Raw genomic sequence first — 23,546 nt, forward strand, 5'->3', positions numbered from 1 at the left:
CCATCATTGCGGAACGAGAAAACCGAGGAGCGACCATCGTGACATCCCAGTTCGCCCCCATCGAATGGTGCAAGTCCATCCCCGACGCTGTCATCGCTGAGTCGATCCTCAACCGGCTCGCCGTCGGCGCCGAGATCATCACACTAGAAGGAGACAACATGCGCCTAACCCACTAACCCCACCCAACCCCAAACGCCCGGGTGTTACTGGATACTCACCCGGGCGTTACTCGATCCTCACCATGGCGTTACTAAATCAGTGGTCTGAACAGGCAAACATCGCGCCTTGCCCTTTCCGCAATGAGTGCATCGCCTCCATCCCTTTCAACGTCCGATATGCAGATGTCCGGTTCTTAAACGCGCCTTTCGGACCGAGGATCCGCTTCAGTCGACCATGGTCGCCTTCCAGGATGTTGTTGAGGTATTTCACCTGCCGGTGTTCCACTGTTGGCGGGCAGATTCCCTCTGACTTCAACTCGGCGATTGCCCTGGCTAGGGAGGGTGCTTTATCAGTGTTGATCACTCTGGGATACCCGGCTGACGCATTGGATCTGACGGCCTTGGCCAGGAAACGCTTCGCTGCGGCCACGTTCTGCTTCGGAGTGAAGCGTCTGCTCAGTCAGGCGCAGCTGAAGCGTGAACAACTGCTTCAAGAGGCACAAGAGATGCGCGATCAGGTCGATGCCGAGGCGCAGCAAATTCGTGCCGAGACGAGGCGTGCGCGCGATGCTGCTCTGGAAAAGGGCTGGCAGGGGGGATTTGGTCAGGCCTCTCAAGCGGTCGACGAGATCGTTGACGAGTTCCGTAACGACTTGGTTTCTGATCGCCTCCGGGAGCGTTACCAGTCGGTGAGTATGAAGATTCGCAAACGCCAGCAGTCTTCGCCACATCAGCAGGTCCGGCCTAGCTTTCAGCCGGATCTGTAGCCGGATCTGTAGAATGACAATCGAGTAATTAGGAGAAAATATGGCTAACGAAAATCTGCGGCAACCCCACAATTATTCAGCGGGTGTCTACAATGAAGCCGAGAAGACAAGGGCTTCGACCATTCCTGTTGAGAAAAGGTACCTAGAGTTGGAAGACGATAAAAACGTAGAGAACTTTGTGGACTGCCGTGAAATCCGTACGGTTTTCAAACCAACTTGGGTGAGCTGGTGGTTCCACAAGATTTTTACGTTCCCGCGCGTTGAGTGCGATGGGATCGTAAGCAATTGTCACTGGGGAAGAGACAAAGCGTTAGTGAGGGATGGTGGGACGGTTACGGTTGGATTTAGTTATCGTATTTTCCATGATACGAAAATTAGATGTAAGAGCTCCCCTATCGAGGTTTCCCCTTCACATGCTGAGTTAGAAGCCAAGACAGCCATAATTAACAACTCCCCGATGACTGCCGTGCTCTACTAGCATTCGTCTCGAGCCCATCGATGGTTCGGGCGCGTACTTCCCCACGACGTTGTGAACGCGTTGCATAGGAAAATTCCCGCACCGTTATGGTGCGGGAATTTTCCTATGCGTAGGCGTTGTAGATCCAAACGTGCCCGCTGCGGGCTGCAGGGTGGACATGGAAGTCCATCTCGTAATCGCTGGCCCACTGCTCAAAATTGAAGTAACGCGCTTGTTCTTCTGTCATGCCGTCGGTGACTCCGAGTTCTTGGAATTGCTGCCAGGCGAAGTCGCTGAAGTCTACCCATTCTCCCCGCCATGCAATGCGGAATTCCTCGGCATCTGGTGGCGTGGTGGTTTCGTGGAGTACGTCGGTACACCAGCGCAGGTATGGTTCCCACTGGCTGTCTTCGAGTTCTTCATAACGCTCGCCCCATGCGACAGCGTCGTGCGGTGCGATTTCTCCACTCATGGGTAAGCAGTCGTGATCGAAGCACCACAGCTCGTCGTGACTGGCATTGTTGCGATACGCTGCCAGCTCCGGGTGTTTGTGCACCGTGGCTTGGTCAACTTCATCGGCATCAACCGCGTCAACCCAATCGCCGACCAGGCGACCTTCGTTGTAACAAGCAAGGCATCCAATCCATACTTAGGGTTTATTAGCGCTTGTAAGCCTTTGGGTGGGTGAAATGGACATGAGTGTACCTCCTAGAGTTCCAGTCGTTCACACACCGACCTGGGCGCGTTATACGCGCCATTTGGAGATGACACACTGTGGCCCAGATGTCCATCGCGGGCGTTTCCGACTTTGTAGAGAACGTCTCTGCAGATCTGGAGCGTGCAAACTCTCAGATCCAGAGCAACCTGGGCATCCTGAACCCGCAGGAAACCTTGTAAACCGCGGGTAATACCGCGAAGTGCAGCACTGGGGCACCATCCCCGCTGAAGGGGAAGGTGTGCCGGTGCTTTTTCATCTCCTCAGTGTCGGGGAGACAGGGAGACGGGGAGACCGGGTACGATCCTGATGCAACGCTGTGGATCCTTAGCCCCGCATTGGGGTATATCAACCGAAAGTTGGGGTGCCGGGAACCTTATGGCAGCTCTGCGCGACTACTCTCCCATGAACGTAAACAACCCGTTACGTTCGCGTGACGTCAAAAGGAGAGCTTATGCAACGCACCATCACAGCCGCCGCCGCTGTCATCGGAACGTTGGCGCTGGCAGCACCAACCGCCTACGCCCATGACTCGGTGATCAGCGGCACTCCCGACAACGAGTCCACCGTCCAAGCTTTCCCCGACACCATCTCGCTGGAGTTCTCGGGGCAGCCGCAGGAGGGCTTCAACACCGTAGCGCTTTCCCGTGCGTCGGACGGCGAGGTGCTCTTTACCGGCGAGCCGGAGATCGACGGTCGCGTTGTCACCATCGACGTCCCCGACGAGGTTGAAACCAACGCCGAGCCGGGGGAGTACACGGTCGGCTATCAGATCATTTCCTCCGATGGTCACTCGACGAAGGGGATGTCCAGCTTCACTTTCGAGCCGGGCGCGTCCGACGCCGCAGACAACGCCGACAACACCGAAGCCGCCGACGAAGAGGGCGGCAATTCGGGCCTGCTGACCATTCTGGGCATCCTGCTCGGCGTGCTCGTCTGCGCTGGTGCCGCCGTCGCCGCGCTGGCGAAGTCCCGGAAGTTCCGTGCGTTGAATGATGACGGCGCGGCGTCGACAAGCGAAAAGCGATAAGGAGCAGACCATGAAGTTCACGCGTACAGCTGTAGTCGCGCTTGTCGCGGCGACCGCCCTCGGAGTTGCGGGCTGCAGCCCCTCAAACCAGGAGGAGTCGACGCGGCCAAGCACAACTGCGGCGTTGAGCGCGGCGACGGAGCCGAGCATGGCGGATGACGCCGAGGCGCAACTGCAGGGCGCGGGCGACATCAAGCTCGAGGACGCCACGGTGCGCGCGAAGGCGGCGGCCGATAGCGCCGAGGGCTCGGACATGACCGCGGTCTTCGGCACCATCCACAACACCTCGGACCACGACATCACCATCACCGGGTTCTCCACCTCGCTGGGGGAGGCGGACTACCAGATCCATGAGACCGTCGACGGGACGATGCAGCAGAAGGAGGGCGGCATCACCATTCCGGCCGGCGGGTCCGACGAGCTCGCGCCCGGCGGCGATCACCTCATGATCATGGGGTATGCGCCCGAGATCGCTGCAGGTGACACCGTGGACGTGTTCTTTGAAACGTCCGACGCGGAGGGCGGCGAGCAGGGCATCGTTGTCCAAGGCGTGGCCGTACGCTCCATGCTGCCCGGTGGCGAGGAGTACGGCGACGGCGGCGAGATGACCGCCCACGAGCACGCGGACAGTCACTAGGCAAGAAGGGGCAGGCACGACGATGGAGGTTTCGCGGCGCGGGTTGTTGGTGGCTGGTGCGGGAGGGGTCGGTGTGGCGTCGATAGGGATGCTCTCCTCCTGCGCCGAACAACCGGGCGCCGCGCCGCAGGAGCCCCCGCTGCGCAGCGCCTCCATCGCCTTCGACGGCGCGCACCAGGCAGGCGTGCAACAGCCCGCGCAGGCGAGCCTGAACCTCATCGGTTTCCGCTTGAACCAAGGCGTGGACGCAAAGGCAATCGTGCGGCTCATGCGCCTGTGGACGGAGGACGCGCGGCGGCTGACCGCGGGGCAAAACCCGCTGGGAAGCCTCGAGCCGGAGCTCACCACGTGGCCGGCGAACCTCACCATCACCTGCGGGTTTGGTCCGCGGATCTTCCAGGTCGCGGCGCCGCATGTCGCGCCCGCATGGCTTCACGGCATCCCCGCGCTGTCTCGCGATCAGCTCGACCCACAGTGGGGGCAGACTGATCTGGTGCTCCAGATCTGCTGCGACGACCCGGTGATGGGCGCGTGGGCGATGCGGCACATGACGCGCGCCGGCGTAGATTACGTGCGTACCGCCTGGGTGCAGCAAGGGTTTGTCAACGCGCACGGGGCGACGCCGGAAGGCGAGACCCCGCGCAACCTCTTCGGCCAGGTCGACGGCACCGTGAACCCGCGCACCGACGAGGATTTCGCGCAGCAGGTGTGGATCAACGAAGGCCCGCTGGCGGGTGGGACCTCGCTGGTGGTGCGCAGGATTGCGATGCACCTTGACACCTGGGAGCTGCTGGACCGCCGCTCTCGCGAAGAGGTCGTCGGCCGCACTTTAGCCACTGGTGCTCCGCTGACCGGCGGCGACGAGTTCACTGAGCCCGACCTTCAGGCCCGAGACGCCTACGGGCTGCCGGTGATCGACCCGAACTCGCACATGGCCCGCGCCCGCGCCACCGGCGCCAAAATCCTGCGCCGCCCATACAATTACAGCCTGCCGCCGGAGCCGGGTGCCACCGAGCTTTCCAACGTCGGCCTCATCTTCATGGCCTACCAGCAGGACCCGGACGCGAGCTTCACCCCGCTGCTCACTCACCTCAATGAGGCGGACCGCCTCAACGAGTGGATCACCCACATCGGCTCTGCCGTCTACTACATCCCGCGCGGCACGGCGGCGGGCGAGTACTGGGGCCAGGGCCTGCTCCAGGGCTAGTTTGCTTATCGACGCCCACTCGCACCCCACCCACCCAGTCCAACCAACCCCGGCGGGGTAGTATTACCAACGATGTGCCGGGCCCGCTGTGCCCGGCGCAGGACGGAACGAACACGTGGGGTGCGTCCAGGTATGGCGGACCCCTTTGACGCGCAAAGGAGCGCCAATGGCCACCGATGTAACCGACGTAGCCGATGAGGCCGATGAGAATGTACAGGTAGAGTTCGCCCCCTTCGAGGTCCCCGTTGGGACCCCGGTCGGTGCCGCAATGCGCGAGCTAGACCTGCCCAACAAGGGCGACAACGCCATCGTTGTTGTCCAGGACGAGGCGGGAGAGCTCAAGGACCTCTCGCACGTTCCGTCCGAAACCGCCACCTTCACGCCGGTCCCCGCCAACACGGAGCTCGGCCGCTCCGTCATCCGCCACTCGTGCGCGCACGTACTCGCGCAGGCCGTACAGGCGGAGTTCCCGGGCACCAAGCTGGGCATCGGTCCGGCGATCAATGACGGCTTCTACTACGACTTCGACGTTGCCGAGCCCTTTACGCCGGAGGACCTGAAGAAGCTGGAAAAGCGGATGAAGAAGATCATCAAGCAGGGCCAGAAGTTTGTCCGCGGGGTGTACGAGTCCGCTGACGTGGCGTCGGAAAAGCTCGCGAACGAGCCCTACAAGCTCGAGCTGATCCAGGACAAGGGCAACGTTGACCCCGATTCGGACGAGGCGACCGAGGTCGGGGCGGGCGAGCTGACGCACTACGACAACGTCAACCCGCGCACGGGCGATGTCGAGTGGTTTGACCTTTGCCGCGGCCCGCACGTGCCCACCACCAAGTACATCCCGGCCTTCGCGCTGACCCGCTCGTCTGCGGCGTACTGGCGCGGCGACCAGAAGAACGCTGGCCTGCAGCGTGTCTACGGTACCGCCTGGGAGTCCAAGGAGAAGCTCGCCGAGTACATGACCATGCTGGAGGAGGCGGAGAAACGTGATCACCGCCGCCTGGGCAACGAGATGGACCTGTTCTCCTTCCCCGACGAGGTCGGCTCCGGCCTGCCGGTGTTCCACCCGGACGGCGGCATCGTCCGCATGGTAATGGAAGAGCACTCGCGCCAGCGCCACCTGAAGGCCGGTTATTCCTTTGTAAACACCCCGCACGTGACCAAGGGCGACTTGTTTAAGAAGTCGGGCCACCTGGACTGGTACGCGGACGGCATGTTCCCGCCGATGCAGCTCGACGGCGAAGTCGACGAGGATGGCAATGTGACCAAGCAGGCCGTTGACTACTACGTCAAGCCGATGAACTGCCCGATGCACAACCTCATCTTCGACTCCCGCGGCCGTTCCTACCGCGAGCTGCCGCTGCGCCTGTTCGAGTTCGGCACCGTCTACCGCTACGAGAAGTCCGGCGTGGTCCACGGCCTGACCCGTGCGCGCGGCTTCACGCAGGATGACGCCCACATCTACTGCACCGAGGACCAGCTGGAAGAGGAGCTGACCAGCGTCCTGGAGTTCATTATCTCGCTGCTCAAGGACTACGGCCTTGATGACTTCTACCTGGAGTTGTCCACCAAGGACCCGGAGAAGTACATCGGCGACGACGACATCTGGGATCGCTCCACCAACATCCTGCGCTCCGTGGCGGAGAAGTCTGGCCTGGAGCTCGTTCCGGACCCGGCGGGCGCGGCCTTCTACGGCCCGAAGATCTCCGTGCAGGCGCGCGACGCCATCGGCCGCACCTGGCAGATGTCCACCGTGCAGCTGGACTTCAACCTGCCGGAGCGCTTCAACCTGGAGTACACGGGCCCGGACGGCGCTAAGACCCGCCCGGTGATGATCCACCGCGCGCTCTTCGGCTCCATCGAGCGCTTCTTCGGCGTGCTGCTCGAGCACTACGCCGGTGCGTTCCCCGCCTGGCTCGCACCGCACCAGGTGGTGGGCATTCCCGTGGCCGACGAGTTTGCGGACCACCTCGAAGGCATCGTGAGCAAGCTGCGCGAGTCCGGGATCCGGGCTGAGGTCGACCACTCCGACGACCGCATGCAGAAGAAGATCCGCACCCACACCACCGGAAAGGTGCCCTTCATGCTGCTCGCTGGCGCACGGGACGTGGAGGCCGGCGCGGTCAGCTTCCGCTTCCTGGACGGCACCCAGGTCAACGGTGTGCCGGTGGACGAGGCCGTCGAGCTGATTACCAACTGGGTTGCTGAGAAGCTCAATGCGCAGCCGAGCGAGGAAGCCATTGCAGCGCGCCGAGGGTAGGGACGACGTGGCGTCGGCAAGCTCGAGCCCGCGCGACTACGTGGACTCGGGAGCCGGCGACGCGGACCGGCTGCAGCGACTTTGGGCCCCGTACCGGTCCAACTACATTGCAGCGATGCCGGAGCGCAGCGCGGACCCCTTCGTGGAGATCCCGAAGGGGAGCGACGAGGACGGGCTGATCATCGCACGTGGTGAAACCGTCTACGCGCTGCTCAACCTCTACCCCTATAACGCGGGCCACCTGATGGTGGTGCCGTACCGCAAGGTTGCGGCGCTTGAGGCGCTGACCGACGCGGAAACTGCGGAGCTGATGGTGTTTGCCAAGCGCGCCATCCGCACGCTCAAGTCCGTGTCCAACCCGGAGTCCATCAACGTGGGCCTGAACTTGGGCAAGGCGGCGGGCGGATCGGTGAGCGATCACCTGCACCTGCACGTGGTTCCGCGGTGGGCGGGAGACTCGAACTTTATGACTGTGATCGGCGGGACGAAGGTGCTGCCGCAGCTGCTGCGCGAGACGCGCGCAGTCCTCGCGGACGCCTGGGTGGCGCTCGAGCGCGACACCGACTCCGCCGAGGCGCCGGAAGGAGGCGACGATGCTGAGCGTCCACGGGCGTAAACCCGCTGCCGTGGTGGTCAAACCGGTTGCCAAGGCGCTGCTCAAGGTCGGGATGACCCCAAACGTCACCACGCTTGTGGGCACCGCGGCGACCGTGCTCGCCTCCGTTGTGCTCATCCCCACCGGCCACCTCGTTTGGGCTGCGTTGCTGTCTATCTTCTTCGCCGCGTTCGACATGGTCGACGGCACGATGGCGCGACTGCGCGGCGGGGGCACCGCGTTCGGGGCGACGCTGGACGCCAGCTGCGACCGCATCACGGACGGTGCGCTCTTCGCCGCCATCGCCATGTGGCTCATCTACGTGGACAACGCGCAGCCGTACAATGTGGCCGTCTGCCTTGCCGTGCTGGTGCTCTCGCAGGTGATTAGTTACGTCAAGGCGCGCGGAGAGGCCGGCGGGCTGCGCATCGTCGGTGGGCTCATCGAGCGCCCCGAACGGCTCATCATCGCCCTGGCGGGGCTTTTCCTCGAGGGCTTCGGCGTGCACCACGCCATCGAGGTGTCGCTGTGGGTCCTCCTCGTCGGCTCCGTATTCACGGTGGGCCAGCGCCTGCTGTACGCGGCGCGCGACCCCAAGTCCGACGGCAAGCTGGCACCACCCGCGGGGGCGTAGATGGCAGTACTCGACCCGGTGACGGCGGGGTACCTCGCCGGTTGGAAGCTCGTGGGACGGCTGCCCGAATCCGTCACTGGCCGGGTGTTCGCGCGGGGCGCCGATTGGGCGTCCGGCAACGGGGCGGGGCCGGAGATGCTCCGCCGCAACCTCACCCGCGTCGTCGGCCCCGAGCGCGTGACACGCGAGCTCGTACGCGATGCGATGCGTTCCTACGCGCGCTATTGGCACGGGGCGTTCCGCTTGCCGCAGCTCGCCGGACAGCCCGGGCTGCTCGCCGAGCTCGATGCAGGCGTGCAGGGGCGGGCGCTTATCGACGCTTCTCTGGACAAGGGGCACGGCTTGATCCTCACCCTGCCCCACGCCGGGAACTGGGACATGGCCGGCATGTGGTTAGCGCAGCGCTACGGGGGATTCACGACTGTCGCTGAACGGGTCAAGCCGGAGGCCTTGTTTGATGCGTTCGTGGACTTTCGGGAGCAGCTCGGCTTTGAGGTCCTCCCGCTCACCGGCGGGCAGCGCCCTCCGTTTGCACGGCTGAAAGAGGTCCTCCGCGGGAACGGGATCGTCTGCCTCATGGGCGAGCGCGACCTTACCGGGAAGGGGATCGCAGTTGACTTTTTCGGCGAGGAAACCACCATCCCTGCGGGGCCGGCGAAGCTCGCTCAGGAGACGGGGGCAGCGCTGTGTGTCGCCCACTCGTGGTTCGAGCGAGACCTGACGCTGCCGCGATGGGGGTTCAGCGTCACCGGTATTGAGGTGCCGGAGGCGACGCCGGGCGCCGGCCAGGAGGGGCTCGCGGTCACCGCGCAGCGGGTCGCGGACGTGTTCGCCGCGAACATCGCTCAGCACCCACGGGATTGGCATGCGCTGCAGCCCATTTGGCCCGCGGATGCGGCGTGGCGCAAGCAGGCACACCCGCGGCGGGAGCCTATTGCACAGGGCGGGGAGGCGTAAGTGCGCATTGGCATGGTTTGCCCGTATTCCTTTGACAAGCCCGGCGGGGTGCAGTCGCACGTGCTCGATCTCGCGCGCGTCTTCCGCGCCCGCGGGCACGACGTGCGGGTGCTGGGGCCGGCGTCGGCGAGCACTCCACTGCCAACATGGGTGAGGCGCGGCGGGCTTGCGGTACCCCTGCGCTACAACGGTTCGGTGGCGCGCATCGCCTTCGGGCCGCAGGTGAGCCGAGTGACCCGAGAATTCCTGCGGAACGGCAACTTCGACGTCCTGCACGTGCACGAACCGAACTCTCCCAGCTACTCCATGGTGGCGACCCGCCTGGCGCGGGGGCCAATTGTTGCGACCTACCACGCGTCCGCCCGGAGCTCCTACGCGCTCCGGTTCGCGCTGCCCATGCTGCGCGGAAATTTGGAGAAGATCCGCGGCGGGATCGCGGTGAGCGAGCTTGCGAGGCGCTGGCAGGTGGAGCAGGTGGGGACGGACCCGATTGTCATCCCGAACGGGGTGGATACGGCGCTGTTCCGTCGAGCTCGAGAATCGGCGGACGGGTGGAAGGCCAGCGCCGACACGGACGCGGTGGAAATCGTGTTTCTGGGCAGGCTGGATGAACCGAGGAAGGGGTTGGGGACCTTTTTGGGTGGTGTGGAAAAACTTGGTCTTCCGGTACGGGTGACGGTGATGGGTGCGGGGCACCACCGGCCGGTGCCCGGGGTGCGGTTCGTCGGCGCGGTGAGCGACGCGGAAAAGGCGGCGATCCTCGGGCGCGCGGACATTTTCGTCGCGCCAAACACGGGCGGGGAGTCCTTCGGCATCGTGCTGGTAGAGGCGATGGCCGCCGGCTGCGCCGTGGTGGCGAGTGACTTGGAGGCATTCGCGCGCGTGTGCGGCGCTGATACTGCGCACCCCGCAGGGGTGCTGTTTCCCGTCGGCGACGAGGACGCGCTCGCAGACTGCCTTCGCGCGCTCGTTGCAAACCCGCAGCTGCGCAGGCAGTTGGTTGCGCGCGGCACGCAGCGAGCCCGCGAGTACGACTGGGCTACCGTGGCCGATCGGATCATGGCGGTCTACGAGACGGTGGCGCCGGTCGGGCCCGGGGCGGCAGAGAAGGTGTCGGTGCGATGACCTGGCTAGCAGTGTGCGCTGCGGTGGCGGTCACCGCGTTCCTTGCCTGGGCGTACTTCACGGCGCAGCGGCTTGACCGGTTGCACATGAGGGTGGACCGCACCCGTGACGCGCTGCAGGCGGCGCTCGACCGGCGGTGCGCTGTCGTCGCGGCGACACTGCCCGCGCTGCGCGATCAGGCGCGGGCAACGGAGGAAGTGCGGCTGGACCCGCGAGACATTGCACACCGTCTCCGGCGGGAGGACGCGCTGTCCGTGGCGCTCACGCGCGTGCAGAAAGAGTGCGCGGGGAGCGCACCGGAGGTTGCGCACTCCCTCCGTGACGCGGAGACCCGCGTCTTCCTCGCGCTGCGTTTTTACAACGAGGCGGTGTCAGACACGCGGGCGTTGCGGCTGCGTCCACTTGTGCGCGCGCTGCACCTCGGCGGTACCGCGGCACTGCCGGAATACGCAACGATGACCGAGCTGGAGGGCCCCGCCCCCGCGCGAAATGCGTAAGGTCGTGTCACATGAGCGCTACACTTTCGAACCTTTCGGAGTCCCCGACCTACATCCAGCGCATCCTGGATCTTGAGCGATGTGACGGAAACGAGCCAGACACCTTCCGCGGTGCGGCAATGCACTCGGACCATTTCGTCCGCACGTTTGGAGGACACGTCGCTGGTCAAGCGCTCGTGGCCGCCACGCGCACAGTGGAGGGTAAAAAGGTCCACTCGCTGCACGGATACTTCCTGCGCCCCGGGGACGCGAACGCGGAAACCGAGTATCGCGTCGGCCGCCCGCGCGACGGCCGCAGTTTTGCCACCCGCACCGTCGAGGCACTCCAGGGCGGGGAAGTGCTCTTCTCCATGCAAGCCAGCTTCCACCGCGCCGGCGATGAAGGCCCGGAGCACTCCGACGAGATGCGCGCGGTTCCCGCGCCGGACGAGCTGCCCGCCGAGACGAAAGCGCCCAACCTTGGGCCAGGGTCGCGCCACGACCTCAACGAGTGGGACATCCGCGTGGTGCCGCCGGAGATGTACTCGCCGAACCAATACACCACGAGCCAACAGGTGGTGTGGTTCCGATCGACGAGGAGGTTGCCGGACGAGGACACGTTCCACGCGTGCACGCTGACCTATATGTCAGACATGACGCTGCTGCACTCGGCACTCGCCGCGCACCCCGGCCACCAAGTCCAGCTGGCCTCGCTGGACCACGCGGTGTGGTTCCTGCGTCCGTTCCGGGCCGACGAGTGGCTGCTCTACGACCAAATCTCGCCGTCTGCGCACGCCGGCCGGGCTTTGACCCACGGCCGCATCTTCGACCAGCAGGGGCGCCTGGTCGCCGTGGTGGTGCAGGAGGGGCTGACGCGCAACCTTCGCGAGGGCGCCCACGCCGTGCCCGAGCGGGATCCTCGCCCGGAACCAATGTAGCGCCCCAAGCAGGCCCCCGGAACGGGGTGAGCGGGGGACACGTATACTTAGCCAAGTTCATCTACTCGCGACGAAAAAGGGGTGCCAGATGTCGGGCCACTCAAAGTGGGCTACTACCAAGCACAAGAAGGCTGCGAACGACGCGAAGCGTTCCAAGCTGTGGGCGAAGTTGATCAAGGACATCGAGGTGGCCGCTCGTACGGGCGGCGGCGATCCTGCAGGCAACCCAACGCTCGATGACATGATCAAGAAGGCCAAGAAGGCCTCGGTGCCGGGCGACAACATCGAGCGCGCCCGCAAGCGCGGCTCCGGCGAGGAAGCTGGCGGCGCGAACTGGGAGTCTGTGATGTACGAGGGCTACGGCCCGAACGGCATCGCGCTGCTCATCGAGTGCTTGACCGACAACCGCAACCGCGCGGCTACTGAGGTCCGTACCGCGATGACCAAGAACGGCGGCAACATGGGCGATTCCGGCTCCGTTGCTTACATGTTCAAGCGCACCGGCATCGTCACCATGAAGAAGGGCGAGCTGACCGAGGACGACGTGCTCATGGCTGTGCTCGACGCTGGCGCCGAGGAAGTCAACGACCTGGGCGAGGAGTTCGAGGTCGTCTGCGAACCCTCCGATACGCAGGCCGTGCGCGACGCGCTCAAGGCTGAGGGCATCGAGGTCGAAGGTGCGGATCAGGACTTCCGCGCAGACATCGAGGTCGACGCCGACGTCGCCGCCGCGAAGAAGACCCTCAACCTCATCGATGCGCTCGAGGATTCGGACGACGTGCAGAACGTGTACACCAACATGAACATCTCCGACGAGGTCGCCGCCCAGCTGGACGACTAGCCTCCGCCGCGTCGCCCCGCCGCGCGCCCGACTCGTACGGGTGCCCGGCGGGGCTTTCGCGCTTATCGACGCCCTGTGGTAGAACATTTGTGTTAGATGGTTCATTGCTCGTGGGAGGTTGGAATGCAGCTCGAGGGGCTCCGCGTCATGGGGATTGACCCAGGCCTGACCCGGTGCGGCCTTTCCGTGGTGCAGGCCGGGCGAGGCCGCCAGATCCTTCCCATCTCGGTAGGAGTGGTGCGCACCCCGTCCAACGCGGACCTCTCCGAGCGCCTGCTGCGCCTGTCGCGTGCGGTCTCGGAGTGGATGGACGAGTACCGCCCGGATGTGATCGCCATGGAACGTATTTTTGAGCGCGGCAACGTCTCCACCGTCATGCACACTGCCCACGCGGTCGGGGTTCTCGTCCTGGCAGCGGCGGAGCGTGGCATCGCGGTGCATATGTACACCCCTTCCGAGGTGAAGAAGGCCATTTCCGGCAACGGACGCGCGGACAAAAAGCAGATGACGGTCATGATTACCCGTATCCTTGGGCTTTCGGAGCCGCCGAAGCCCGCGGACGCGGCGGACGCGCTGGCTATCGCGGTGTGCCACTGCTGGCGGGCCCCGCTGCTCGCACGGAGCGCGCAGGCTGAGCGGCTGGCCCAGGCGCAGCGTACAAGGACGAAGGAGAAGGCATGATTGATTCCCTTAACGGCGAGGTCATCTCGATTGGGTTGGACCACGCGGTCATCGAGTGCGCCGGCGTCGGCTACCGCTTCTTGGCAAGCCCACCCACGCTGGCCGCGCTGACCCGCGGTGAGCAGCGCCGCGTGCTCACCTCCATGGTGGTCAAAGACGACGGCGTGACGCTCTACGGCTTCGCTGACGACGACGCGCGAGAGATGTTCCACTGCATGCAAAGCGTCACGGGACTCGGGCCCAAGTTGGCGCTCGCCGCGCTTTCCGTCTTCAGCCCCGCTGAGTTGGCCACCCACATCGCGGAGCAAAACGCCAAGCGCATCCAAACGATTCCCGGCGTGGGGAAGAAGATGGCGGACCGCATCGTGCTCGAGCTCAAGGACAAAGTTGCCACCCTGGCTGCTCCCGAGCAAGAAGCACCCGCCCCCGCCGCCACAACCTCGTTTGCCACGGAGCAGGTCGTTGAGGCGCTCGTCGGACTCGGCTTCCCGGAGCGCAGTGCCCGCCCGGTCGTTGACGCGGTCGCGGCAGAGCAACCGGACGCGGCCAGCTCCGCGCTCCTGCGCGCGGCCCTGACCCAGCTGGGCAAGAAGTGAGGCCCCAATGTCAGATGTAGAAAAGACTGAATTTTCCCTCCCGGACGGCATGGCGCGCCCGGGCAATTCGCTTATCGACGCCACCTCGCAACCCGAAGAGCGTGACGCCGAAAAGTCGTTGCGCCCGAAATCCATCAGCGAGTTCATCGGCCAACCGAAGGTCCGTGAGCAGCTGGGCCTGGTCCTCGCTGGGGCACGCAGCCGGGACGTCACCCCGGACCACATTCTGCTGTCCGGCCCGCCGGGCCTGGGGAAGACGACGATGGCCATGATCATCGCGCAGGAACTGGGGACCTCGCTGCGCATGACCTCCGGCCCTGCACTGGAGCGCGCGGGCGACCTGGCGGCGATGCTGTCCAACCTCATGGAGGGCGACGTCCTCTTCATTGACGAGATCCACCGGATCGCCCGCCCGGCCGAGGAGATGCTCTATATGGCGATGGAGGATTTCCGGATTGACGTGATCGTCGGTAAGGGCCCCGGCGCCACGTCGATCCCCCTGGAGATCCCGCCGTTTACCCTCGTCGGCGCGACGACTCGCGCGGGTATGCTCACCGGACCGCTGCGCGACCGCTTCGGGTTTACTGCGCAAATGGAGTTCTACGACGCCGAGGACCTGACCAAGGTGGTCACCCGCGCGTCCTCCATTTTGGGAGTGAGCATCGACGAGGACGCGGCGGTGGAGATTGCCTCGCGCTCGCGCGGCACGCCGCGTATTGCCAACCGCCTCCTGCGGCGCGTGCGGGACTGGGCCGATGTGAACGGCGACGGCCACGTGGACCTCGCGGCCGCGCAGGCGGCGCTGGCGGTGTTTGACGTGGACGAGCGCGGCCTTGACCGCCTCGACCGTGCCGTGCTGGACTCGCTCATCCGTGGCCACGGTGGTGGGCCGGTGGGTGTGAACACCCTGGCCATCGCGGTCGGCGAGGAGCCCTCGACCGTCGAGGAGGTCTGCGAGCCCTACCTCGTGCGCGCTGGGTTGATGGCGCGGACGGGCCGCGGCCGCGTCGCCACGGCGGCGGCTTGGCAGCACCTGGGCATCACGCCGCCTCCGGAAGCGCCGGGCCAACTCAACCTCTCGTAGGCACACCTGCGGCCTATGAAACAATGGGCGCATGGAAATTGTTTACATCCTCATCGTCCTGGCCATCTTCTTGCTCCCGTCGCTGCTGATGATGCGCAGCCAGAAGAAGCGTCAACGCCAGATGCAGGAGATGCAACGCTCGATTGCTCCCGGCGACCGGATTGTCAACGTCGCCGGTTTCCACTGCACCGTGGTGGAGAACAACGGCGAGACGCTGCAGGTGGAGCTGGCCCCGAACGTCGTGGCCACGATGGAAACCGCGGGCGTGATGAAGCGCGTGGACCCGCAGGGTTCCACCCAGGCCGACGTGCCGACCGACACCGAGTAGCCAGCGCACCTGGCACCCAGCCCGACGCCTCCCAGATGCCGGGGGAGGGGTCGGGCACCAATTCTTTGCCCCAATGCCGTAGCATAATCCGTTGTGCAAGTGCCGGACACCCGTCTCGGGTGCCCTGGGCAGCAAAGATCAAAGAACAGCAGAGGAGTCAGCTCAGTGTCCTCAAACACTCGGCGTTCCGGCGAATTGAGATCAAAACGTACGTGGCCAGGCAAAGCCCTGGCGCTGTTTTTGCTCATCGTCATCGGCGTGTACGCATTAGTCTTCTTTACCGGCGACAAGTCGGCATCGCCGAAGCTCGGCATTGACCTGCAGGGCGGTACCCGAGTCACCCTCGTTCCGCAGGGTGAGGAGCCAACGCGCGAGCAGCTTAACGACGCCCGCCGTATCCTGGAGAACCGCGTCAACGGCATGGGCGTCTCCGGCGCGACCGTCGTGGTGGACGGCAACACGATCGTCATCACCGCCGCCGGCGACGACACCTCCGAGGTCCGCAACATCGGCCAGACGTCCCAGCTGCTGTTCCGCCCGGTGGAGGAGATGCCCTCCCCGGATGCCGCCGCAATTGGCCCGGCAGTGTTGGACATGGCAAACGAGTGGGTCAAGTACGGCGTGATGACGAAGGAAGAGGCGCAAGGGCTCCTCGACCAGTCGATGGGCGGCCAGGACGGCCAGCCGAACCCGAATACGCCGAAAATCGAAGCCGATCCGCTGCCCGAGCCCGAGGGGCCGGTTGAGGCCGCGGACCGCCGCTCCGAGGTGACGGAGATGCTCCGCGAGTCCCGCCAGTCCGACGACCCGACGAAGCAGTTCGCGTCCTTCATCCTCTTGTCGCAGAAGTGCGCCACCCAGGAGGTCGACCCGCTCGCGGGTACTGACGCAGAGGATCGCCCCCTGGTCGCCTGCGATTCCTCGACGCGCCAGCCGCTGCTCCTCGGCGAGGTTCCGCTGCTGGAGGGCGTGACCGAGGAAGACGGTCCGCGCCTGACCGGCGAGCAGATCGACACCGCCCGCCCGATTACCGGCGGCTACAACCCGCAGAGCTCGCAGATGGAGATCAGCTTTGCGTTTAGCCAGAACGGCGACGTCAATGGTTCTTCCACCTGGGCTGCATTGACCAGCGAGATGATTGGCAAGCAGATCGCTATCACCCTGGACTCCCAGGTCATCTCCGCACCGCAAATCCAGGGCGCGACCCCGGTCGGCTCCGCCACCGCCATCACCGGCGACTTCACGCAGGAAGAGGCCGAGGGGCTGGCCAACAACCTCCGCTACGGTGCGCTGCCGCTGTCCTTTGCCGGTGAAAACGGCGAGCCGGGCGGCACCGCGCTGACCGTCCCGCCGTCACTCGGCCTGGCCTCGCTCAAGGCGGGCCTGTACGCCGGCCTGGTTGGCTTGGCACTGGTCGCCCTGTTCGTGTTTGCGTACTACCGCCTGTACGGCCTGATTTCGCTGGCCACCCTGGCGGTCTCCGGCGTCCTGGTCTATGGGTCCCTGGTGCTGCTCGGTCGCTGGATCGGCTACTCGCTGGACCTGTCCGGCATCGCCGGTCTGATCATCGGTATCGGTACGACGGCCGACTCCTTCGTGGTGATCTACGAGCGCATCAAGGATGAGGTCCGCAAGGGCAAGACGTTCCGCTCCGCCACAGCGTCCGGCTGGGACCGCGCGAAGGAGACCGTGGTGACCGGCAACATGGTCACGCTCATCGGCGCGGTGATCATCTACTTCCTGGCTGTGGGCGATGTGAAGGGCTTCGCGTTCACCATGGGTCTGACGACGGTGTTCGACCTCCTCGTCACCTTCCTGGTCACCGCGCCGCTGCTCATCCTGGCGTCCCGCAGTAAGTTCTGGGGCAGGCCGTCCGTCAGCGGTATGTCCAAGGCATTTGCCACGGCGAACAGGAAGAGGAACACGGCGACAGGCAAGGACATTGACACAGCTCAGGCCACAACCGCCGAATCGACAGGGTCGACGGTGGTTGAGGTCGGCGGGGGAAGCGTCGATAAGCAACTGGCCCCCTCTCGCGACGACTCTGAGGAGAAGTAACCATGACGAGTTCTATTGCGAACACCGCGCCTGCGGCTCAGCTGGACCGGCGCGAGCGGCTGCACACCGAGGACGGCGCGATCGACTTCGTCGGACGCCGGAAGCTCTGGTACTCCATCACCCTCGGCCTGCTGGTCGTCGCCGTCGTGGCGATGCTGGCGCGCGGGTTCAACCTGGGTATCGACTTTGAGGGCGGCACGAAGATGTCCATGCCCGCTGGCGACCTTGTCGCCGAAGAAGTCGAGGATACGTTCGTTGACGCCACCGGGGTGACTCCGGAGCTGACGCAGATCGTCGGCGCCGGCGAGGCGCGCACCCTGGAGATCAATTCCGAGCACCTGAGCCAGGAGCAGATCGACCAGGCTCGCCAGGCAATCTTTGAGCAGTACCAGCCGAAGGACGAGAAAGGTGACGTTACCGCGAACGCGATCGGTGACTCAACCGTGTCCGAATCGTGGGGCGACACGATTACTCAGCGCATGCTGCTAGCAATGCTCGTGTTCGTCCTCGCCGCGGCCGTGTACGTGGCAGTGCGCCTGCAGCGCGAGATGGCGCTGGCCGCGCTGGCCGCGCTCGTGGTGGACGCCGTCCTCATTATGGGCTTCTACGCGCTCTTCGGGCTCGAGGTCACCCCGGCGATGATCATCGGCCTGCTCACGGTGCTCACCTTCTCTCTTTATGACACAGTCATCGTGTTTGACAAGGTGAAGGAGAACACTTCCGGAATCCTGGATTCGCGCAGGTCCACCTACGCGGAGCAGGCGAACCTGGCGATCAACCAGACTGTGATGCGTTCTATTTCCACCACCGTGATTTCCGCACTGCCGATTATCGCGCTGATGATCGTGGCGGTGTGGATGCTCGGCGTGGGTACGCTGCGCGACCTGGCGCTCATCCAGCTCATCGGTGTGATTGAAGGCGTGTTCTCGTCGCTGTTCCTGGCGACCTCGCTGCTGGTGACCTTCATCGAGCGCCGGAAGAAGTTCCGCGACCACAACGCGGCGGTGCAGGCGTTCCGCAACGGTGACACCGCAGAGCACGGCGAAGGTGCTGAGGGCGCTGAGGGCCTTGAGGGCACTGTGGCGGAGCATGGGAAGCGCACCGTCGGATCTATTTCCCAGCGCACCTCCGGCGAAGCTGACGCCGCTGGCAAGGGGACCGGGGCGGACTCGTTCGGCGACACGCCGGGCGGGGCTGCGACCTGGAGGCCGGGGCGCTAGACAGAAGGAGAGCCACGCAGTGCCACAGCACGGGAGAACACACCGAAACACAGACGGAACACGGCGCGGACATCAGGTGGGCCGAGGCGCGGTGGCGTCGCTGAGCGCAGCTTGCCTGTTGGCGGGGACGCTCACGGCGTGTAGCGGCGGTGATGAGGACCTGAACGGGAAGCTCGACGAGCAGCATTTCGGGTACCAGGTGTCCGGTCCGCTTCTCACCACCAACGCCGGCAGCCTCGAAGGCACGTCCACGCAGGCGCACCGCCTGTCTGGCCGTCTGTACCCGGGCGTGTTCGTGCCGGGGCCGGGCGGGGAGATGATCCCGAACACGGACCTGATCAGTGCGCAGCCCCTTCCAGGCCCGCAGCGCCGCGTAACCTACACCATCTCGGACAACGCCGTCTTCTCCGACGGAACGCCGGTGACGTGCACCGACTACCTGCTCGCGTTTACGGCGGGACAGCACCCTGAGATCTTCGGGTCGCACCTTCCGCTTTTCGACGACACAGAGTCCCTCGACTGCTCCCCGGGCAGTAAGACCTTCACCGTGGTGTTCAAGGAGGGGCGCGGGGACCGGTGGCAGGACCTCTTCGGTGCCGGCACCGTGCTGCCCGCGCACGCCGTGGCGCGGAAAGCGGGGAAGAGCATTGAGGAGCTCAACGCTGCGCTGCAATCCGACGATCCCGCACAGCTCGCCCCGGTTGCGCAGATCTGGCACCACGGGTTCGACTTTGCGCAATTCGACCCGGAACTTCAGGTTTCTTTCGGCCCGTACGTGATTGAGAGCTACGGCGCTCAGGGAGAAGTGAACCTGATTGCCAACGAGCACTACTACGGCGACCGGCCGGCGATCGATCACCTCGTTATCTGGCCTGGCACCGCGGACAGCGGCGAGCTGTACCGCGGGGGCGGGCTCAAGGTCGCAGACCTGGACGACCCGAACCCGGAGTGGTTTGACGTGAACGCCGAGGACAACCAGGTCGACATCTCCACGGTGGTCGGGCAGCTCTCCGAGATGCTCACCTTCCCTGAGACCGGGGTCTGGGCCATTCCGGAGAACCGGCAAGCACTGTCGCGGTGCCTTGACCCTCGCGGCGTGGCGGCCGTTTCGAGCGAGCACGCCGGCGTGCAGGTTCCGCCCGCCCCGGTCCACGTGCTGCAGCAAGACGATCCGCTCACCTCCCGCGTGGAGGACGTGGCGGCGCCGTTCATGGACGTCAATATCGACGCAGCGAGCGTTTTGAGTGGGATGGAGGTGCGCGTGGCGTACCCGTACCCGAATGCCCGCCAGGCCGCGATGGTCGAGGCGATGCGCCGCAGTTGCGAGCCCGCCGGCGTGAACATCGTGGACGTGACGGGGGAGGGCAAAACGCTGGCGGATCTGCCGCACCTTGCCACCAACGAACAGGGTATGCAGTTTGTCATCGACGGCGAGGTCGACGCGCTGCTGCGCCCGGTGGACCCGATGAAGGAGTACCCCGCCGCAGCAAACCGAGGCAACCAGGTGGGCAACCTGCGCGCCCAGGAGCACGCGCTGTGGGAGCAGCTGCCTTCGGTGCCGCTGGCCGCGCAACCCCGCACGTTCGCTGTGAACCGCGGCGTGGGCAACGTCGTGCCGTACACCGGTCTGGCTGGAATCGGCTGGAACATGGACCGGTGGCGCATGATGCCGCAGGATGCAATACCATCGTCATCTGGTGGGCAGCAATAGTTCCCGCTGCCAGAATTCACTCCGTACCAACACTCTGAAAACGAGGATGCCCCGGCCCATGGCTCAGACAGACAACAAATATTCGTCCGCGCAGGAAGCGCTCGCTGACAAGGTACGCCGCGTACCCGACTTTCCAGCTGAGGGCGTGTTGTTCGAAGATCTCACCCCGGTGCTTGCCGACGCCGACGCGCTCAATGCCGTCATCCGTGAAATGGCGGAGGCCAGCAAGCAGCTCGGCGGCGACATCATCGGCGGCCTGGATGCCCGCGGCTTCCTCCTCGGCTCCGCTGTCGCCTTCGACATGGGCGTTGGTATCCTGGCCATCCGCAAGCAGGGCAAGCTGCCGCCGCCGGTGATCACCCAGGAGTACCAGACCGAGTACAGCACGGCGGCGCTCGAGATCCCCGAAGACGGCATGCAGCTTGAGGGGAAGCGCGTCGTACTTGTCGACGATGTCCTCGCCACCGGTGGCACGCTCGTGGCTGCCACCAACCTCATCGAGCGCGCGGGCGGCAAGGTCGTCGGCTATGTGGTCGTGCTCGAAGTCGACGGGCTCGGCGGCCGCGAGCGCCTCGGCGACGCCCCGTTGGTGGTTTTGGACGACGGCGAGCGCTGAAGCGACTAGAATCAGACTCTTACACTGACTTTCGTTTCGGTGTGCAGTCTGGTTTAAAGTCTGGCGGGAGGCCCCGGTGTCGCACGAGAAAACTTCTAAGCGCTCAGGTCAAACGGTGCGTAGCGTCTCCGCGCGGCTGGCGCGCTCGCTCACGGGCGGCGGGCGCCCGAAGATCAATCCGGTCCTGGACCCGCTGCTTTCGATTCACCGGAAGTACCACCCGAAGGCCAGCGTTGAGCTGCTCAACCGCGCCTACGGGACCGCCGAGCGCCTGCATGAGGGCGTGTTCCGCAAATCCGGCGACCCCTACATCACCCACCCCCTCGCTGTAGCGACGATCTGCTCTGAGATCGGCATGGACACCACCACCGTGGTCGCCGCGCTCCTGCACGATACGGTGGAGGACACCGACTACACCCTGGACGACCTGACGGCTGACTTCGGTCCGGAGGTGGCCCGTTTGGTCGACGGCGTGACCAAGCTGGACAAAGTGGAGCTGGGTAAGGCGGCGGAAGCGGAGACGATCCGGAAGATGATTGTCGCCATGGCGAAGGACCCGCGAGTGTTGGTGATCAAGGTGGCGGACCGCCTGCACAATATGCGCACGATGCGCTTCCTCCCACCCGAGAAGCAGGCGAAGAAGGCGAAGGAGACGCTCGACGTCATCGCGCCGTTGGCACACCGCCTCGGCATGGCGTCGGTGAAGTGGGAGCTGGAGGACCTGGCCTTTGCCATCCTGTACCCGAAGAAGTACGAGGAGATCGTACGCCTCGTGGCGGATCGGGCCCCCTCGCGTGACCGGGCGCTTCAAGAGCTCACGGAACAGATCCAGTCTGAGCTGAAAGCCAACGGTATCGAGGCCGAGGTGATGGGGCGCCCGAAGCACTACTGGTCCATTTACCAGAAGATGGTGGTGCGGGGACACGAGTTCAACGAGATCTTCGACCTGGTGGGCATCCGCGTCCTGGTGGATACGGTGCACGATTGCTATGCCGCGGTCGGCGTCGTCCACGCCCTGTACTCGGCCATGCCCGGACGGTTCAAGGACTATATTTCCAACCCGCGCTTCGGCGTCTACCAGTCGCTGCACACTACGGTGATGACGGACACGGGCCGCCCGCTCGAGGTGCAGGTGCGCACCCACGACATGCACTACAACGCCGAGTACGGGGTGGCGGCGCACTGGCGCTACAAGGAGACGAAGGGCTCCCACAAGGGTAACCAGAACGAAGTGGATGAGATGGCGTGGATGCGCCAACTGCTGGACTGGCAGAAGGAAGCGGCTGACCCGGACGAGTTCCTTGATTCGCTGCGCTACGACCTGACCAGCCAGCAGCTCTTCGCGTTCACCCCGAAGGGCGACGTGGTGAACCTGCCGGCGGGGTCCACCCCGGTCGACTTCGCCTACGCCGTGCACACGGAGGTGGGGCACCGGTGCATTGGTGCGAAGGTCAACGGCAAACTCGTGGCCTTGGAGACCAAACTGGAATCCGGCGACCGGGTGGAGATCTTTACCTCCAAGGACCAAAACGCCGGCCCGAGCCGGGACTGGCAGGACTTCGTGGTCTCGCCGCGAGCGAAGACGAAGATCCGCCAGTGGTTTGCCAAGGAGCGCCGCGAGGAGCACCTGGAGGCCGGGCGTGACGCGCTGGCCGCGGAGGTGCAGCGCGGAGGGCTGCCCATGTACCGCCTGTTCACGGCGGAGTCGATGCGCAGGGTGGCCAAGCAGCTGCACTACCCGGATGTGGACGCCCTGTATACCGCGATCGGAGCCGGTCACGTCTCCGCGCAGCACGTGGGCAAAATGTTCGTCGACCTGTTTGGCAACGAGGAGGACGCGGTCGATGCGCTCGCGGACCGCGCCCCGATGTCGGAACTGGTGCGGCGGGAGTCGCGCGAGTCCGCCAGCGGTATCCTCGTGCAGGGGAGCCCAGACGTCATGGCGAAGTTGGCCAAGTGTTGTCAACCGGTGCCAGGTGATGAGATCTTCGGCTTTGTCACCCGCGGCGGGGGAGTCTCGGTCCACCGCACCGACTGCACCAATGCGGCCAAGTTGCGTGAGGAGCCGGAGCGGCTTATCGACGTCGCGTGGTCCACAAAATCCACGGCAGGCGGTGCCTCGCTGGCCACCCTCCAGGTCGAGGCACTGGACCGCCACGGGCTGCTCGCAGAGCTCACCGGCGTCATGACGGACCAGAACCTCCCGATCTTGGCGCTGTCTTCCCAGGCTTCGGACGACCGGATCGCTAACGTACGGTTCACCATCGAGGTGTCCGACACGAAGCAGCTGGGCGCGCTGATGAATCAGTTGCGGAACGTGGAGGGCGTCTACGACATCTACAGGGTGACGTCGTAAAGCGCGCTCTGCGTGCCGAAGTTGAACAGCGGGTGAATTCTTGGCGACGTCCGCCTTGAATCTCAAGGCCGACCTGTCACAGTACGTACGTTGTGCTGCGAG

25 protein-coding genes and 1 pseudogene are annotated in these 23,546 nt (G+C 64.9%); 24 read left to right on the plus strand and 2 right to left on the minus strand.

Going from position 1 to position 23,546, the window contains the following annotated elements; genetic code table 11:
- The first annotated feature begins 5 nt into the window (after window positions 1–5).
- Window positions 6–176 (plus strand): ATP-binding protein, encoded by a 171-nt coding sequence (locus EAW56_RS02615; RefSeq protein WP_279629688.1) that lies wholly within the window; start codon window positions 6–8, stop codon window positions 174–176.
- Window positions 177–255: 79 nt separating this feature from the next.
- Here the strand turns inward: EAW56_RS02615 and EAW56_RS02620 are convergent.
- Window positions 256–603, minus strand: a pseudogene (locus tag EAW56_RS02620) (DDE-type integrase/transposase/recombinase); the annotation flags it as partial.
- On the opposite strand from EAW56_RS02620, the gene EAW56_RS02625 reads away from it, so the two are divergent.
- Complete coding sequence (locus tag EAW56_RS02625; RefSeq protein WP_144716882.1) at window positions 512–925, plus strand: hypothetical protein; 414 nt, start codon at window positions 512–514, stop codon at window positions 923–925. The pseudogene EAW56_RS02620 and the gene EAW56_RS02625 overlap by 92 nt on opposite strands.
- Before the next feature lie 40 nt (window positions 926–965).
- Window positions 966–1,403: a hypothetical protein gene (locus EAW56_RS12515; protein WP_133064687.1), complete on the plus strand. Its 438-nt coding sequence runs from the start codon at window positions 966–968 to the stop codon at window positions 1,401–1,403.
- A gap of 103 nt (window positions 1,404–1,506) precedes the next feature.
- Here the strand turns inward: EAW56_RS12515 and EAW56_RS02630 are convergent, their stop codons facing one another.
- Window positions 1,507–2,025, minus strand: a complete 519-nt coding sequence (locus EAW56_RS02630; protein ID WP_095276260.1) for an antirestriction protein ArdA — start codon at window positions 2,023–2,025, stop codon at window positions 1,507–1,509.
- A 131-nt stretch (window positions 2,026–2,156) separates the two neighbouring features.
- Here EAW56_RS02630 and EAW56_RS13110 point away from each other — a divergent pair, with 131 nt between their 5' ends.
- The 21 genes from EAW56_RS13110 (at window position 2,157) to EAW56_RS02730 (ending at window position 23,444) form a co-directional block, all read left to right on the plus strand.
- Window positions 2,157–2,279: a hypothetical protein gene (locus EAW56_RS13110; RefSeq protein ID WP_255396001.1), complete on the plus strand. Its 123-nt coding sequence runs from the start codon at window positions 2,157–2,159 to the stop codon at window positions 2,277–2,279.
- A 272-nt stretch (window positions 2,280–2,551) separates the two neighbouring features.
- A complete protein-coding gene (locus tag EAW56_RS02635; protein ID WP_095276262.1) occupies window positions 2,552–3,127 on the plus strand; it encodes a copper resistance CopC family protein in 576 nt (191 codons plus the stop codon).
- A 10-nt stretch (window positions 3,128–3,137) separates the two neighbouring features.
- Window positions 3,138–3,764 (plus strand): copper chaperone PCu(A)C, encoded by a 627-nt coding sequence (locus EAW56_RS02640; protein ID WP_095276264.1) that lies wholly within the window; start codon window positions 3,138–3,140, stop codon window positions 3,762–3,764.
- Window positions 3,765–3,786: 22 nt separating this feature from the next.
- The gene (locus EAW56_RS02645; RefSeq protein ID WP_095276266.1) at window positions 3,787–4,971 is read left to right on the plus strand and encodes a Dyp-type peroxidase; all 1,185 of its coding nucleotides are present in this window, start codon (window positions 3,787–3,789) and stop codon (window positions 4,969–4,971) included.
- A 166-nt stretch (window positions 4,972–5,137) separates the two neighbouring features.
- On the plus strand, window positions 5,138–7,228 hold the full coding sequence (thrS, locus tag EAW56_RS02650; RefSeq protein ID WP_122084935.1) for a threonine--tRNA ligase: 2,091 nt from the start codon (window positions 5,138–5,140) through the stop codon (window positions 7,226–7,228).
- On the plus strand, window positions 7,209–7,844 hold the full coding sequence (locus EAW56_RS02655) for an ATP adenylyltransferase (protein ID WP_240510632.1): 636 nt from the start codon (window positions 7,209–7,211) through the stop codon (window positions 7,842–7,844). Before thrS ends, EAW56_RS02655 begins: the two co-directional genes overlap by 20 nt.
- The gene (pgsA, locus tag EAW56_RS02660; protein ID WP_095276271.1) at window positions 7,822–8,457 is read left to right on the plus strand and encodes a phosphatidylinositol phosphate synthase; all 636 of its coding nucleotides are present in this window, start codon (window positions 7,822–7,824) and stop codon (window positions 8,455–8,457) included. The genes EAW56_RS02655 and pgsA overlap by 23 nt, the downstream gene beginning before the upstream one ends.
- On the plus strand, window positions 8,458–9,414 hold the full coding sequence (locus EAW56_RS02665) for a phosphatidylinositol mannoside acyltransferase (protein WP_095276274.1): 957 nt from the start codon (window positions 8,458–8,460) through the stop codon (window positions 9,412–9,414).
- Window positions 9,415–9,426: 12 nt separating this feature from the next.
- A complete protein-coding gene (locus EAW56_RS02670; RefSeq protein WP_279629691.1) occupies window positions 9,427–10,539 on the plus strand; it encodes a glycosyltransferase family 4 protein in 1,113 nt (370 codons plus the stop codon).
- Complete coding sequence (locus tag EAW56_RS02675) at window positions 10,536–11,036, plus strand: hypothetical protein (RefSeq protein WP_095276279.1); 501 nt, start codon at window positions 10,536–10,538, stop codon at window positions 11,034–11,036. Before EAW56_RS02670 ends, EAW56_RS02675 begins: the two co-directional genes overlap by 4 nt.
- Before the next feature lie 11 nt (window positions 11,037–11,047).
- Complete coding sequence (locus tag EAW56_RS02680; protein ID WP_095536667.1) at window positions 11,048–11,953, plus strand: acyl-CoA thioesterase; 906 nt, start codon at window positions 11,048–11,050, stop codon at window positions 11,951–11,953.
- Between the two features lie 88 nt (window positions 11,954–12,041).
- Window positions 12,042–12,794: a YebC/PmpR family DNA-binding transcriptional regulator gene (locus EAW56_RS02685; RefSeq protein ID WP_095276283.1), complete on the plus strand. Its 753-nt coding sequence runs from the start codon at window positions 12,042–12,044 to the stop codon at window positions 12,792–12,794.
- Window positions 12,795–12,917: 123 nt separating this feature from the next.
- Window positions 12,918–13,475 carry a crossover junction endodeoxyribonuclease RuvC gene (gene ruvC / locus EAW56_RS02690; protein WP_122084937.1) on the plus strand — a complete coding sequence of 186 codons (558 nt, stop codon included), beginning with the start codon at window positions 12,918–12,920 and terminating at the stop codon, window positions 13,473–13,475.
- Complete coding sequence (gene ruvA, locus EAW56_RS02695) at window positions 13,472–14,071, plus strand: Holliday junction branch migration protein RuvA (RefSeq protein ID WP_122084939.1); 600 nt, start codon at window positions 13,472–13,474, stop codon at window positions 14,069–14,071. Before ruvC ends, ruvA begins: the two co-directional genes overlap by 4 nt.
- Window positions 14,072–14,078: 7 nt before the next feature.
- Window positions 14,079–15,155: a Holliday junction branch migration DNA helicase RuvB gene (gene ruvB, locus EAW56_RS02700; RefSeq protein ID WP_095276291.1), complete on the plus strand. Its 1,077-nt coding sequence runs from the start codon at window positions 14,079–14,081 to the stop codon at window positions 15,153–15,155.
- A 31-nt stretch (window positions 15,156–15,186) separates the two neighbouring features.
- Window positions 15,187–15,483, plus strand: coding sequence for a preprotein translocase subunit YajC (gene yajC, locus EAW56_RS02705; protein WP_095276293.1), 297 nt, complete (start codon window positions 15,187–15,189; stop codon window positions 15,481–15,483).
- Between the two features lie 165 nt (window positions 15,484–15,648).
- Window positions 15,649–17,541, plus strand: a complete 1,893-nt coding sequence (gene secD / locus EAW56_RS02710; protein WP_244213331.1) for a protein translocase subunit SecD — start codon at window positions 15,649–15,651, stop codon at window positions 17,539–17,541.
- 2 nt (window positions 17,542–17,543) lie between these two features.
- Window positions 17,544–18,761: a protein translocase subunit SecF gene (secF, locus tag EAW56_RS02715; RefSeq protein ID WP_122084942.1), complete on the plus strand. Its 1,218-nt coding sequence runs from the start codon at window positions 17,544–17,546 to the stop codon at window positions 18,759–18,761.
- 76 nt (window positions 18,762–18,837) lie between these two features.
- Complete coding sequence (locus EAW56_RS02720; RefSeq protein ID WP_244213332.1) at window positions 18,838–20,472, plus strand: ABC transporter substrate-binding protein; 1,635 nt, start codon at window positions 18,838–18,840, stop codon at window positions 20,470–20,472.
- Between the two features lie 58 nt (window positions 20,473–20,530).
- Window positions 20,531–21,088: an adenine phosphoribosyltransferase gene (locus tag EAW56_RS02725; protein WP_122084946.1), complete on the plus strand. Its 558-nt coding sequence runs from the start codon at window positions 20,531–20,533 to the stop codon at window positions 21,086–21,088.
- 76 nt (window positions 21,089–21,164) lie between these two features.
- On the plus strand, window positions 21,165–23,444 hold the full coding sequence (locus EAW56_RS02730) for a RelA/SpoT family protein (RefSeq protein WP_122084947.1): 2,280 nt from the start codon (window positions 21,165–21,167) through the stop codon (window positions 23,442–23,444).
- Window positions 23,445–23,546: the final 102 nt, after the last annotated feature.

It is taken from the genome of Corynebacterium gottingense (assembly GCF_003693265.1).
Classification (GTDB): domain Bacteria; phylum Actinomycetota; class Actinomycetes; order Mycobacteriales; family Mycobacteriaceae; genus Corynebacterium; species Corynebacterium gottingense.